Genomic DNA, 14,157 nt, shown 5'->3' on the forward strand with positions numbered 1-14,157 from the left:
GTCTGAAGCGTCTGTGGGGAGTGCGGACTGTCAGAGTGAGTCGAGGATGCGCTGACGATGCTGGGCCGGGGTTCCCCATGCTCCAACCAGGGCCCGTGTCTTGGTGAGATACAGCGATAGATCGTGTTCGGCGGTGTAACCGATGGCTCCGAGCACCTGCAGCGCCTGCCGCGCCGCGAGGTACGCCGCGTCGGACGCGGTAACCTTCGCCGCTGAGATGTCAGCGAGAACATTGGTGTTCGCGGGCACCAGGCCATCGGCACCGAGTGCGGCGGCGTGGACAAGTGGACGTGCCATCTCCAGTGCGATCGCCACGTCGGCCAGATGATGTTTGACCGCCTGGAACGACCCGATGGCGCGGCCGAACTGGTTGCGTGACTTCGCGTACTCGGCGGCCAGCGTCAGCATCGTCTGTCCGAGCCCGAGAAGGTAGGCGGCGGTGGTGAGCGCCCCGAGGTCGGCGGCCGATACCGCAGCCGGTGACGAATCGACGTCTTCGACGAGAACGGTGTCCACGGCCACGGTCGAGACTGTACGCGCCGGATCAACCGACGACGTGGTCGAGGCGATCCGGGCCACCGAAAGAGTGCCGGAGGCAAGTAGATACACCTGCGCTGCCGACCGGGCGTCGGCGGCGTTCGGCTGCCAGTACTCGATCGCACACGAAGCCGGTGTTCCCTCGGCGATCGGTGCCAGGCGCTGATGCAGTCCTGCGTCGGCAAGGAGTTTCGGTGCCACCGCCAGACTTTCGACGACGGGGCCGGGCATGCCGTGGCGGCCGAGTTGTTCGGCGGCCACCACCAGTTCGGTGACGCCCGCACCTGATCCACCGTGCTCGTCGTCGATGATCAGACCGCAGATCCCGGCCTCGGCGAGCTGCCGCAGTACTGGCGAGAGCGTGGTCGGATCGGTTGCGTAGGCGCGGATGATCGTGGGCATATCGGCTTTGGAGAGGATGGCGTCGACGGTGGAGGCCAGATCCGAATGAATGTCGGAGAGCAAGAAGTCCATGAGGGTTCCTTTACCGGTCGCCGCGAGGCAGGCCGAGCAGTCGTTCGGCGATCACATTGCGCTGGATCTCGTTGGTACCGGCATAGATCGGACCCGACAGTGAGAACAGGTAGCCGCCGGTCCACGCATCGGTGAGTTCGGCGTCGGGGCCCTGCAGGTCCAATGCCGTCTCGTGGGCGGCGATGTCCCACTGCGACCAGAACACCTTGTTGATCGAGGACTCCATGCCGAGCTGTCCGCCGGCGGCGAGCCTGCTGACCGTCTGATACGTCGACAGCTCGTAGGCGCGGGAACCGATCCACGCGTCGGCGACGCGGCGGTCGATATCGGCGGCCGCCGGCACCTCGGTGCGGTTGCGTTTCCACAGATCCACCAGCCGATCGGTGGTGGCGAGGAATCGGCCGGGGGCGCGCAGCGACAGCCCGCGCTCGTTGGCGGCGGTGCTCATCGCGACCCGCCAGCCGTTGTCGACCTGGCCGATGACCCCCGATTCGGCAGGATTCGCCGGATCGTCGGGGACGAACACGTCTTCCAGGAACAATTCCGCGAAACCGGGTTCGCCGTCGAGCTGGGCTATCGGGCGCACCGTGACGCCGGGGCTGCGCAGATCGAACATGAAGTAGGTGATGCCCCGGTGGCGTTGCGCATCCTTGTCGGAACGGAACAACCCGAACGCCCAGTCGGCGTAACTCGACCGCGAACTCCACGTCTTCTGCCCGTTGAGCAGCCAGCCGCCCTCGGTGCGGGTGGCCGTCGAACGCAGCGACGCCAGGTCGCTGCCTGCTTCGGGTTCGCTCCACGCCTGGCCCCAGATGTCATCGGCGCGCGCCATCCGCGGCATGATCCGGTCCAGCTGGGCTTTCGAGGCGTGCTCGAACAGTGTGGGGGCGAGCAGGAAGATACCGTTCTGACTGACCCGGCCCGGAGCGCCCGACCGGTAGTACTCCTCCTCGAAGATCACCCAGTGCAGCAGCGGGGCGTCTCGGCCGCAGTACTCCTCGGGCCAGCTCACCACCGACATCCGGTCGGCGGCCATCGTCGCCTCCCACTCGCGGTGCGCCTCAAAGCCTTCGGCGGTGTCCATCGACGGCAGTGGGGTGCGTGGCACATGTCGGGTCAGCCAGGCGCGGACCTCGGCGCGGAACTCATCCGCGGCGGCATCGAACAACAGATCCATCTCAGCTCCCCGAAGTCGTATCGACGGCGCCGGCCCCGGAACCCGAACCGGCAGCCGTCTTCATCGACTTGGCATCCATACCGCCGAGCGAGTCCCCGCCGGAGGCCTCCGAATTGGCGGCGTGTGCGTAGTGATGCCAGCCGAACACCGAGTCCATCGAGTTGCGCAGGCCCATGTTGTCCTCGCAGATGTTGACGGCCTTCTTGGACAGGAACAGCCCCTGCATCGGCATCGCCGTCATCTTCGCCGCGATCTCGTCCACCTTGTCTGCCAGATCGTCGCGGGGCACTACGTGATTGACCATGCCCCAGTCGGCGGCCTGGGTGGCGGTGAACCGGTCGCCGGTCATCAGGATCTCCTTGGCACGGCGCGGGCCGAGCACGAAGGCGTGCGCGAAGTATTCGACGCCGGGGATACCCATGCGGGCCACGGGATCGGAGAAGAACGCGTCGTCGGAGGCGACGATGAAGTCGCAGATCCACGCCAGCATCAGGCCGCCGGCGATGCACGCACCGTGGACCTGCGCGATCATCGGTTTGGGGATGTCGCGCCAGCGTCGGCACATCCCCATGTACACCTCGATCTCGCGCGCGAGCCGCTGATCGGCGCCCGTCTTGTCGGTGTGGTCCCAGTGCAGGGTCGCCGTGTTGGGGTAGAAGGTGTCGAAATCGCGTTCCGGTGTGCCGATGTCGTGGCCGGCCGAGAAGTGCTTGCCGTTTGCGCGCAGCACGATCACCTTCACCGCCGCGTCGTCGACGGCCTTGCGCAATGCCGAGTCCAGTGAGTAGGTCATCACCGAGTTCTGGGCGTTGCGGTATTCGGGGCGGTTGAGCGTCACGTAGGCGACCGCATCGTCGGGGCCGCCCGTTTCATAGGCGACAGGTGTGGTGTCGGGGCCGAGATCGGCCGGACCCAGCGCTGGGGGAATGACGCTTGCACTCATGCCCCCGAGCGTAACCTAGCAAGTGCTTGGTTGGTAGGCTGGGCCGGTGCATACGTCAGACGGCATGCACCGCCTCGGGTGTCGGGGACACCGGGAACCACCTGCGCACGATGGCCTTGCGGACTTCCTCGATCCATAGCACCGACGAGGCGACCGCGGCGGCGAACAGCCACTGGTTGCCCGACAGTGCGGTGGTATCGAAGATGTCCTGCAGAAATGCGACGTTGACGACGGCGATCTGCAGAAGCAGCACACCCACGATCGAGACCCAGATCGCGGTGTTGCGCAGCGACCGCACCGCGAACACCGACCCGCGATCGGATCGCACGTTCAGCAGATTGAACACCTGATACAGAACGAACGTGGTGAACGCGAGGGTGGTGGCGAACAGCGGATCACCGCCGTCGTCGGGCCAGATGTCGTCGGCGAACTCGAGGATCAGCAGCGTACCGACAGCCATGACCGCGCTGAACAGCAGGATTCGCAGAATCCGGTTACGGGACAGTAGGCGTTCACCCGGCGCACGGGGGGCTCGGCGCATCGCGTCGGGTTCGGTGGGATCGACACCCAGTGCCAGCGCGGGCGGCCCGTCCATGATGATGTTGACCAGCAGGATCTGCAGGGCGGTGAATGGGGCACCGCCGGCGATCGAGAACACGCCCGCGGCGAGGAAGATGATCACAAAGCCCCACGCCGTGGTGAGCTGGAACTTCACAAACTTGATGATGTTGTCGTAGATGCCGCGACCCTCACGAATCGCGGCGACGATGGTGGCGAAATTATCGTCGGTGAGGATCATCTTGGCCGCGCCCTTGGACACGTCGGTGCCGGTGATGCCCATCGCGATGCCGATGTCGGCCTGCTTGAGCGCGGGAGCGTCGTTGACCCCGTCGCCGGTCATCGCGACCACCTGGCCGTCGGCCTGCAATGCCTTCACATACCTGATCTTGTGTTCGGGGGCCACCCGGGCCAGGACGCCGAAGTGTGCCGCGCGGGACGGCAGCTGTTCCTCGGGGATGCCGTCGAGATCGGAACCGGACACAGCCTCGCCGACGATGCCGAGGTCGTCCGCGATCGCCGACGCGGTGGCCAGGTGATCGCCGGTGATCATGTGCACCTCGATGCCCGCCTGATGGGCGACCTTGATCGCTTCCCGGGCCTCGGGCCGGGGTGGGTCGAGAATCCCGACGACCGCGTACACGGTCAGCTCTTTGACGGCGGCGTGCAACGCGGCCGGGTCGCCCGGTATCGCGCCGAGGGTTGTGCCCGCGATCAGCAGTGTGCGCAAACCCTGGCGGGCGAGGTCGTCGATCGAGGCGCGCAGTGCGTCCTTGTCCGCGCCGGTCAGCGGCCGGTCGCCGCCGACGTCCCTGATCGATCCTGCGCGGTCGAGCAGCACACCCGGCGCGCCCTTCGCGTAGCAGCGGAACTCACTGCCCGGCTCGGAGGTCGAACTGGCGTGAAAGGTGGCCATGAACTTGTAGTCCGAGTCGAACGGCACCTCCGCCAGCCGCGGATACTTGCCGCGGGCACCGGTCGCGTCGATGCCGCCCTTCTCGGCGACCACCACGAGTGCGCCCTCGGTGGGATCGCCCACCACGATCGATGACTCATCGACGGTCGAATCGTTGCACAACACCATCGCCAGAAATGCCCGGCGCAGATCCGGCAGGTCTTCCTCGTTGTCGGACAACAGTTTTCCGGTAGTCGAATAGCCTTCCCCGGTCACCCGGATGGTCCGATCGCCCACGATGATGCGGCGTACGGTCATCTCGTTGAGAGTGAGCGTGCCGGTCTTGTCTGTGGCGATCTGCGTGGTACTGCCCAGGGTTTCGACCGCGGCGAGTTGCTTGATGATCGCCCCCTGCTGCGCGAGCCGGGACGCGCCGAGCGCGAGCGTGAACGCGACGACGGCGGTGAGTCCCTCGGGAATGGTGGCCACCGCCAGCGATACCGACGTCAGCAACAGGTCCGACCATGAGTCGCCGCGGATCAGCCCGAGCACGAACACGATCACCACTACCACGAACGCGATCGCCGTGAGCATGGTGGCGAGTTGATCGATGCGCCGCTGCAACGGGGTCTTCGCCGTGCCGGCGCCGTGCAGCAACGTGGCGATGGTGCCGATCTGGGTGTTCATACCGGTGCCGGTGACGACGGCGCTCGCCCGGCCGCGGGTGACCTCGGTGTTCATGAACGCCATGTTCGAGCGGTCACCGACCGGCAGGTCCGGGTCATCGAGGGTGGTCGCGGACTTGTCCACCGGCTGCGATTCGCCGGTCAGCGCCGACTCGGCGATCTGTAGCCTGACCGCCTCGATGATGCGAGCATCGGCGGGCACCGCGTCACCGGCCTCGAGTAGGACGATGTCACCGGGCACCAGCTCCGTACGCGAAATGTCTTGTTGCTTGCCGTCACGTAGCACCCTGGACCGGGCCACCGACATAGTCTGCAACGCTCGCAGGCTTTCCTCGGCGCGCGCTTCCTGTACGTAGTTGAGGGCGGTGTTGAGGCTGATCACCAGCAGGATCACCACCGGCGTCTCCCACTCGCGGGACACCACGGCACTGACGACCGCCGCCAGGATCAGCACGATCGTCATCTTGTCGGTGAGCAGCCGCAGAACCTTGCGCCAGCCCGGTTCGGAACCCGCCTCGTCGAGTCTGTTCTCCCCGTACTCCCGGCGCAACCGGGCGACGTCGTCGCCGGACAGTCCGGTACCGGCGTCGACCCTGAAGCCGCCGAGCACATCCCGGCCGTCGCGGGTGTGTGGCGGCGTGGGTTCCGGGATCATGGGTGGTGAGGTCATCGGGTCGCTCCGTCCGTGTCGTTCGGTGGTGTTCGTGTCGACGTGCCGCTCCCGTGCGCCGGGTGTTATGTCCGACTTTATCGGCGTTGCCGGTGCTCGGCCCGACGTTGTGGCCAGAGGTGGCGGGCGGTGCTGTCGCTCCCGCGCAGCCGCTGTGTCACAGTCATGTGGGATGGACCGACGGCAGACCGGAAGGACGCTTGGATGACGGGTGGGGTCGGCAACATCGTCTGGCAGTCGAGTAAGGTCCTGCGTTCGCAGCGCCCGCATCAGGGCGCGACGTTGTGGCTGACCGGACTGTCGGGTTCGGGGAAATCGTCGCTGGCGATCGAACTGGAACGCTCTCTGGTCGCCGGCGGGCATCCGGCGTACCTGATGGACGGAGATAACCTCCGGCATGGGCTGAACTCGGATCTGGGATTCTCCGACGACGACCGCCGGGAGAACATTCGCCGCACCAGTGAGGTCGCGGCGTTGTTCGCCGACTCGGGAGCCATCGCCATCGTGGGTCTGATCAGCCCGTTCTCATCCGAACGGCAGCGTGCGCGTGAGATTCACGCCGAACGGGGCCTGTCCTTTCATGAGATCTTTCTCGACACCCCGCTGACCGAATGCGAGCGCCGCGATCCCAAGGGCCTGTACGCGCGGGCGCGGCGAGGCGAGATTCCGCATTTCACCGGCATAGACTCGCCGTACGAACGGCCGCAGCACGCCGACATCGTCGTCACCCCCGCGGACGGAACACCCACGGAGGTCGCCGAGGCGATACTGCGCCGATTGGGGCTGGGACCACATCCCCGACCCGGACCGGAGCGGTAGTAGAGGAGAATCTGTGTCACCGGAGGTTGTCGACGACAGGGCGCTGGCGGGCGAACTCGCCGCCGCCGCGGGCCGGTTGCTGCTGGAGGTGCGTTCGGGCAGCGGGCTGGCGGGAAAGGAACTCGGTGACGCGGGCGACCTGCGGTCCAACGACTTCCTGCTCGCCCGACTGGCCGCCGACCGCCCCGGCGATCTCGTCCTGTCGGAGGAATCCGCGGACGACAAGCGCAGGTTGGCGGCGTCGCGGGTGTGGATCGTCGACCCGCTCGACGGAACCCGCGAGTATCGCGCGCCCGGGCACTCGGACTGGGCGGTGCATGTGGCGTTGTGGTCGGCGGGTGAACTGATCGCCGGCGCGGTGGCGTTGCCGGCGCTGGAGGTCACCTACGTCGACGACGGCATCCCGATACCGGTGACAGCAGGTCTGCTGCCATCACCGGACGACGACCGTCCTCGTGTGGTGGTCAGCGGCTCCCGTCCGCCGGTGTTCTCCGACGCCGTGGCCGAGGCCGTCGGCGGTGTGCTCACCCCGCTCGGTTCGGCCGGGGCCAAGGCGATGGCGGTGGTGCGCGGTGAGGCCGCCGCCTATGTGCACGCCGGTGGCCAGTACGAGTGGGATTCGGCGGCGCCGGTGGCGGTCGCGCGGGCGCACGGGTTGTGGTGCGGCCGCATCGACGGTTCGCCGCTGGTCTACAACAACGACGACACCTATCTGCCGGACCTGATCATCTGCCGCCCCGAACTCGTCGACACGATAGTCGGGGTCACCCGCGCGCACGCCTGATCCGGGGCGGCGGTGACGGCAGGCCACCGAACAGGGCGGTCACGGCCGCTGGTCGAACACAAGCCCCGGCCCGATCCGGACGATGGCCTGACCCACCACGCCGGACGGTCAGGCCCTTCCGGTGAGCTGCGTCAGCGCGGCGCGGATGTCGGCGGCGTCGATGCGCATGAGGTCGTCGTGGGTGAGGGTACCCAGGTCGTCCCGACCGGACAGCCGGAATTCGCGCTCCTCCTCGGCGGATTCGATCACGTTGCGGATGAACCGGCCGTTGCCGGCGATATCGATGCCCCGGCGCATCCCCGATGAGGTCGGCCGGAAAGCAGAACACAGTGCGGCGCAGCTTCGTTCGAGTTCGACCAGGGCGTCGGGGGTGAGGGTGGAATCGCGCCCGGCGGCGATATGCGAGCCGATATCGGTCAGTTCGGTCGGGGAGTACGAGGAGAATCGGATGCGCCGGGAGAACCGGGATGCGAGACCGTCGTTGGCGGCGAGGAAGCGGTCGATCTCGTCGTCGTAACCGGCGATGATCACCACCAGCCGGTCGCGGTCGTTCTCCATCCGTGCCAGCAATGTGTCCACGGCCTCCTTGCCGAAGGCGTCACCCCCGGAGAGTCCTTCCTGGATCAGCGTGTACGCCTCGTCGATGAACAGGACACCGTCGAGGGCGGAGTCGATGACCTCCGAGGTCTTGATCGCGGTACTGCCCAGATGCTGGCCGACGAGATCGCCACGCGATACTTCGACGACCTTGTCGGACTTGATGAATCCGAGCCCGCGGTACATGGCGGCGACGATGCGGGCAACGGTGGTCTTGCCGGTTCCGGGTGGGCCGGTGAACGCCAGATGCAGGCTGCGCGCGGCTGTGGACAGGCCCTTGTCGGACCGTAGCCGTGCCATCGTGGCCGCCGAACGTAGCTTGGCCACCTGCAGTTTCACTTCGTCCAGGCCGATCTGCGCATCAAGTTGCCGCTGGGCGTGCTCGACCAGACCGTCGTCGGTGCCGGCCTCGGGGGTGCCGGTGGCGTCGGCGGGCGGATCGGGCGTCCACGGGTCCGCCCGGGCGTCGATGGCGGCGGCGGTGGTGATCACCAGCCGGTAGGCGGCCGAGGTCATGGCGTCGGCGGCCGGGCCGAAACCGGGGTCGCGGGCATAGGCCTGCTGAAGGTGGCTCAGTGCTTCGGCTTCATTGCCCTGCTCCCGTAGCGCCATGCCGGTGGCGAACAGTGCCTGGGTGGCCAGCGCAGGGACCGGGCCGCCGATCACATCGGCCAGCTGCCGCATCCCCTCGTCGAACATGCCGAGCTGGACGCAGGCCGTGCCCGTCATGAACCGGGCCGCGCAGCCCAGCACCGGGTCGGGTCCGCCGGTGACCGGAGTCAGCGCGGTCAGTACGTGATTCCACCGGCCGGTGGCGAACTGCAGCACCCCCCGGATCAGGTCGACGACCGGAGAATCGTCGGCGATCCGGGCCAGCACGTCGGCGGCGCCCGCGGGGTCGGCGCCCCGGATGAGCGTCGCCGCGTACGCGGCGCCCGCCTCGACGGCATCGGCGAGCGGATAGTCGATGCCGACGGTGGTGTCCCAGCGTCCGGTCAGGATCCGCTGCGGCAGCCGCAGCCTGCGCTGCTCGCGGCCGAGGGCGTCCCGGTGCCGGTAGAGGGCGGCGATCACTTCGTCGGTGTTCTCGCCGCAGGCCATTCGGCCGAGCCACGCGTCGGCCATCGTGGGATCCCATTGGCTGGCGCGGGTGAACGCGCGGGCCGCCTGTGCGCGGTCCTGTGCCGGCTCCTGGCCGTCGACGGGAATACCGAGCGAGAGAATGCCCAGGTCGAAGAGTTGCCGAGCCCTGTGCGCGGCCTGCGTCATATGTCCCCCAGTCTGCTCCCCGGATGCGCCGCGCACCCCTTCGCGGCCCCGTCACACCCTACGGGCGAACCGCCGGTCCTCACCAGAGGTCTGTCCACAGGGGGTGAGCGCACCGTCGAATCGGGTTCCGGGCCCGCAACCACTAGACTGGCGCGGGTGAGTGCACAGGTGGATACCGTCTCAGCCGCTGCCCAGTCCCCCGATCATCCGCAGCCGTTCCGCGAGCTCGGACTCAAGGACGACGAGTACGACCGGATCAAAGAGATCCTCGGTCGCCGCCCCACCGACGCCGAACTCGCGATGTACTCGGTGATGTGGTCCGAACATTGCAGCTACAAATCGTCGAAGGTGCACCTGCGCTACTTCGGGGAGACCACCACCGACGAGATGCGGGCGTCGATGCTCGCCGGAATCGGCGAGAACGCCGGCGTCGTCGATGTCGGTGACGGCTGGGCTGTCACCTTCAAGGTCGAGTCGCACAATCACCCGAGCTACGTCGAGCCCTACCAGGGTGCGGCCACCGGTGTGGGTGGCATCGTCCGCGACATCATGGCGATGGGCGCTCGGCCGATCGCGGTGATGGATCAGTTGCGCTTCGGTGCCGCCGATGCCCCCGACACCCGGCGCGTCGTCGACGGTGTGGTGCGCGGCGTGGGTGGTTACGGCAACTCCCTGGGTCTGCCCAACGTGGGCGGTGAGACGGTGTTCGACGCCTCCTACGCCGGTAATCCACTGGTCAACGCATTGTGTGCGGGGGTGCTGCGGACCGAGGATCTGCACCTGGCGTTCGCCTCGGGTGCGGGCAACAAGATCATCCTGTTCGGTGCGCGTACCGGCCTCGACGGCATCGGCGGTGTGTCGGTGCTGGCCTCGGAGACCTTCGACGACACCGAGGAGGGCGGCCCCAACCGCAAGAAGCTGCCGAGCGTCCAGGTGGGTGACCCGTTCACCGAGAAAGTGCTCATCGAATGTTGCCTCGAGCTCTACCACGACGGCCTCGTGGTGGGCATCCAGGATCTCGGTGGAGCCGGATTGTCTTGCGCCACATCGGAGCTGGCGGCCGCCGGTGACGGCGGCATGCATATCGACCTGGAGAAGGTGCCGATGCGCGCCATCGGGATGACCCCGGCCGAGGTGCTCTCCAGCGAGTCGCAGGAGCGCATGTGTGCGGTTGTCACCCCCGACAACGTCGACGCTTTCCTGGCCGTGTGCAAGAAGTGGGATGTGCTGGCCACCGTGATCGGTGAGGTCACCGACGGCGACCATCTGGTGATCACCTGGCACGGCGAGACCGTCGTCGACGTCCCGCCGCGCACCGTCGCCCACGACGGCCCCGTCTACGAGCGTCCCGTCGCCAGGCCCGATTGGCAGGATGAGGTGATCGCGGCGACATCGGCCGGGCTGGCCCGGCCGTCGACCGCCGACGACCTGCGCCGAACGCTGCTGACGATGCTGGCCTCGCCCGCGCTGTGCAGCCGCAAGTTCATCACCGAGCAGTACGACCGGTACGTGCGCGGCAACACCGTGTTGGCCGAGCACGCCGATTCGGGTGTGATCCGCATCGACGAGGAGACCGGGCTCGGTATCGCGCTGGCCACCGACGCGTCGGGCCGTTACACCTACCTCGACCCGTATAGGGGTGCGCAGCTCGCGCTCGCCGAGGCCTACCGGAACGTATCGGTCACCGGCGCCACGCCGAAGGCCGTCACCAACTGCCTCAACTTCGGCTCACCCGAGGACCCGGCCGTGATGTGGCAGTTCCAGCAGGCCGTGCGCGGTCTGGCCGACGGCTGTGCCCAACTCGGTATCCCGGTGACCGGCGGCAATGTCAGCTTCTACAACCAGACCGGGTCCACCGCGATCCTGCCGACGCCGGTGGTGGGCGTGCTCGGCGTGATCGACGACGTGCGTCGGCGCGTCCCCACCGGATTCGGCACCGAACCGGGCGAGACGCTGATCCTGCTCGGTGACACCCGCGACGAGTTCGACGGCTCGATCTGGGCGCAGGTCGACCACGATCATCTCGGTGGCGTGCCGCCGCAGGTCGACTTCGAACGGGAGCGGCTGCTGTCGCAGATCCTGGTCGCCGGTTCGCGAGACGGTCTGATCTCGGCCGCTCACGACCTGTCCGAGGGCGGTCTCATCCAGGCTGTGGTGGAGTCGGCGCTCGCCGGAGAGACCGGGGCCCGGATCCTGCTGCCGGAGGGTGCCGATCCGTTCGTCTGGTTGTTCTCCGAATCCGCCGGCCGTGTCCTGGTCGCCGTTCCGCGTACCGAGGAGTCGCGCTTCTGCGGCATGCTCGACGCCCGGCAGATGCCGTGGACGCGCATCGGCGTCGTCGATCAGGGCAGCGACTCGGTCGAGGTTCAGGACCAGTTCTCGGTCACCCTCGCCGAACTCCGTGAGGTTCACGAGGGCACCCTGCCCAGACTCTTCGGCTGACCCCAGGAGCTTTCACGAGCCCGGTGAGACGACACCGTCGTCTCACCGGGCTCGTGCGTTTTTGGGTGACCGATCGGTGTTGCCGGTCGGCTCTTTCTGTCAGAATGCTGCCGGTCTTCTGTGAATGCGTTGCCGTGGGCTCGATGTGGGCAATTGCGGCGATAGCATCATCGCAGTATCGGCGACGCGGCGACGGGGCAACTGCGCGCTCATCGTGAATCAGGTGAGTATGAAAAAGATTCTGGTCATGACGCTGGAACAAGGAACCAACTACGGAGGGATTCTCCAGGCATACGCATTGCAGAAGGTGCTCGTCGATCTGGGCCATGAGCCCGAGACCAGCTGTAGCGCAGGCGTATTACATCGCCGGTTGATCAAGGCGATACCGGCTTCGAAATGGTTGTACGCCAAGATGACCGGCAATGTCCGAATCAACAATCGGGCCGCCGCAACATATACCGGGAAATTTGTTTCGGAGAAGATGACCACGGTGACGTTCGCCGAGGCCAAGAGGCGGGTCCGCGCAGGCCATTACGACGCGTGCGTGGTCGGCAGTGATCAGGTGTGGCGCAGCGCCTATGCTCATGTGCCGCACTATCTGCTGAGTTTCGTTCCGCCCGAGGTGCCACGGATCTCGTATGCGGCGTCGTTCGGGCGAGAAGGCCTCGACGAGTACCGGAGCGGTCTCGTCGTGAGATCGAGGACGCTGGCCCGCCGCTTCTCCGCGATCTCGGTTCGCGAGGACAGCGGGGTGCAGGTGGTGCGCTCGTACTGGGGTCTGCCCGCCGAACATCATGTCGACCCGACGATGCTTCTCGACGCGCGGCACTACGCGGCACTGGTGGCCGCCGACGACTCGGTCCCCGAAGGCTCTGCCGGCGAACTGTTCTCCTATATTCTCGATGCCAACCCGGACACACGCCGGATCATCGAGGCCGTCGCGGCGCGCACCGGTCTCACACCGTTCACCGTCATCGACGCGGACGGGAACAACGGCCGTCCGATGCCCTCGGTGACGCGGTGGATCAAGGGTTTCATCGACGCCCGGTTCGTGGTGACCGACTCCTTCCACGGCACTGTCTTCGCCATCATCTTCAACAGGCCGTTCATCGCCGTGGGCAACCGGGAGCGCGGCGTGGCCAGGTTCGGGTCGCTGCTGCGCACAGTCGGACTCGGTGACCGGCTGGTCGCGACCATCGACGATGTGACCGATGGCCTCATCGTCGGGCACATCGACTGGGCCGCGGTCAACCGGACGATCGCCGACGAACGGGAGTCCGCGCGCGAATACCTGCGCAGGAACCTGAACTGATCGGGTCTGTGGTGCTTGAGCACCCCTGGGCTCCCGAGCACCTCCGGCGTTGCGGATACCGATGCGCGGCGGTCAGTCCGGGCGGGAGAATCGGGCGACGAGGCGTTCGGGGTCGTCAGTGGTGATCTGATCGGCCCGGAGCGCGAGCAGCCGGTTGATGGTGCGCCGGGAGAACAGGTTGACCCGGCGCACGGTGTAGGCGTCGACGGTGCGACCGGCGCCGTGGAAGGCGCCGATGATGTCGTAGCCCCGGTCATCGGCGCGCAGCACCAGTTTCTTGTCGAGATAGATCATCTCCGCATTGGGGGACGCGGCGGCGGCGTCGTCGACGAATCGGCCGAAGTCGCCTGAGTCGAGTACCCGCGAGACGGCACCGCCGTGGCAGGGGTCGTAGCCGATGCGGATTCCCGGTGCGGCGGCGGTGAGTTCGCGCACCGCCACTGCGTCCCCGCACGAGAGGATCAGGTGCCCGGCGATGGGGGCGACAGCATCGGCGAAGGTCCGTAGCGCTCTGTCGTCGAGGGCGTCGGCGGATTCCTTGAAGTCCAGTTGCAGCAGCGCGTCGGCGTGAACGGTGCCCCCGCGCAGGGTGTCGGCGAGATCCTCCAGCAGCAGCACGGGTTCGTCGATGCGCCGACGCCGGTTGTCCACCAGCGACATGGCGCGCAACTGGTCGGCGCCCAGCGACCGGACGTGCCCGGACCCGGTGGTGGCACGGGTCACGTCCAGGTCGTGCAACACCGCGAAACCACGGTCGGCGTGTACGACGAGGTCGATCTCCACACTTGCCCCGACCGCCATACCCTCCCGGATCCGGGTGCTGGTGAAGACCGGGTCGGCGGCCCGGCGACGAGCGCGGTGCCACTTGATCCGGGTAGTGTGGCCGTCCCGGACCACGGCTGTCGGAGCAGTGGTGATCGGCGCGTTCACCTGTGCCAGCGTAGCCGTGCGCGCTCGGGTCCGGAGTGCGCACGGCCCGGTGTTCACCGCGACG

9 protein-coding genes and 1 pseudogene are annotated in these 14,157 nt (G+C 67.2%); 4 read left to right on the forward strand and 6 right to left on the reverse strand.

From position 1 onward, the window contains the following. Positions 1-30 precede the first annotated feature (30 nt). Genes GII31_RS04005 through GII31_RS04020 form a run of 4 tightly spaced genes read right to left on the reverse strand, consistent with a single transcriptional unit; the run spans position 31 to position 5,940 of the window. On the reverse strand, positions 31-1,011 hold the full coding sequence (locus GII31_RS04005) for an acyl-CoA dehydrogenase family protein (protein ID WP_213247001.1): 981 nt from the start codon (positions 1,009-1,011) through the stop codon (positions 31-33). A 10-nt stretch (positions 1,012-1,021) separates the two neighbouring features. After that, positions 1,022-2,188: an acyl-CoA dehydrogenase family protein gene (locus GII31_RS04010; protein ID WP_213247002.1), complete on the reverse strand. Its 1,167-nt coding sequence runs from the start codon at positions 2,186-2,188 to the stop codon at positions 1,022-1,024. A gap of 1 nt (position 2,189) precedes the next feature. Further along, on the reverse strand, positions 2,190-3,131 hold the full coding sequence (locus GII31_RS04015; protein ID WP_213247003.1) for an enoyl-CoA hydratase: 942 nt from the start codon (positions 3,129-3,131) through the stop codon (positions 2,190-2,192). A 55-nt stretch (positions 3,132-3,186) separates the two neighbouring features. After that, entirely contained in the window at positions 3,187-5,940 is a 2,754-nt protein-coding gene (locus GII31_RS04020; RefSeq protein ID WP_213247004.1) for a cation-translocating P-type ATPase, read from the reverse strand. A gap of 222 nt (positions 5,941-6,162) precedes the next feature. Between GII31_RS04020 and cysC the strand changes: the two are divergent. After that, positions 6,163-6,759: pseudogene (gene cysC / locus GII31_RS04025) on the forward strand (adenylyl-sulfate kinase); the annotation flags it as partial. 13 nt (positions 6,760-6,772) lie between these two features. Further along, complete coding sequence (locus GII31_RS04030) at positions 6,773-7,543, forward strand: 3'(2'),5'-bisphosphate nucleotidase CysQ (RefSeq protein WP_213247006.1); 771 nt, start codon at positions 6,773-6,775, stop codon at positions 7,541-7,543. Between the two features lie 108 nt (positions 7,544-7,651). Here GII31_RS04030 and eccA read toward each other — a convergent pair whose 3' ends face one another. Next, positions 7,652-9,409, reverse strand: a complete 1,758-nt coding sequence (gene eccA, locus GII31_RS04035) for a type VII secretion AAA-ATPase EccA (RefSeq protein WP_213247007.1) — start codon at positions 9,407-9,409, stop codon at positions 7,652-7,654. Between the two features lie 156 nt (positions 9,410-9,565). On the opposite strand from eccA, the gene purL reads away from it, so the two are divergent. Beyond that, on the forward strand, positions 9,566-11,851 hold the full coding sequence (purL, locus tag GII31_RS04040) for a phosphoribosylformylglycinamidine synthase subunit PurL (protein WP_213247008.1): 2,286 nt from the start codon (positions 9,566-9,568) through the stop codon (positions 11,849-11,851). Positions 11,852-12,080: 229 nt separating this feature from the next. Then, complete coding sequence (locus GII31_RS04045) at positions 12,081-13,163, forward strand: polysaccharide pyruvyl transferase family protein (protein WP_213247009.1); 1,083 nt, start codon at positions 12,081-12,083, stop codon at positions 13,161-13,163. 72 nt (positions 13,164-13,235) lie between these two features. On the opposite strand, the gene GII31_RS04050 is transcribed toward GII31_RS04045, so the two are convergent. After that, entirely contained in the window at positions 13,236-14,093 is an 858-nt protein-coding gene (locus tag GII31_RS04050) for a glycerophosphodiester phosphodiesterase (RefSeq protein WP_246222099.1), read from the reverse strand. Positions 14,094-14,157: the final 64 nt, after the last annotated feature.

It is taken from the genome of Gordonia pseudamarae, assembly GCF_025273675.1.
Lineage (GTDB): Bacteria > Actinomycetota > Actinomycetes > Mycobacteriales > Mycobacteriaceae > Gordonia > Gordonia pseudamarae.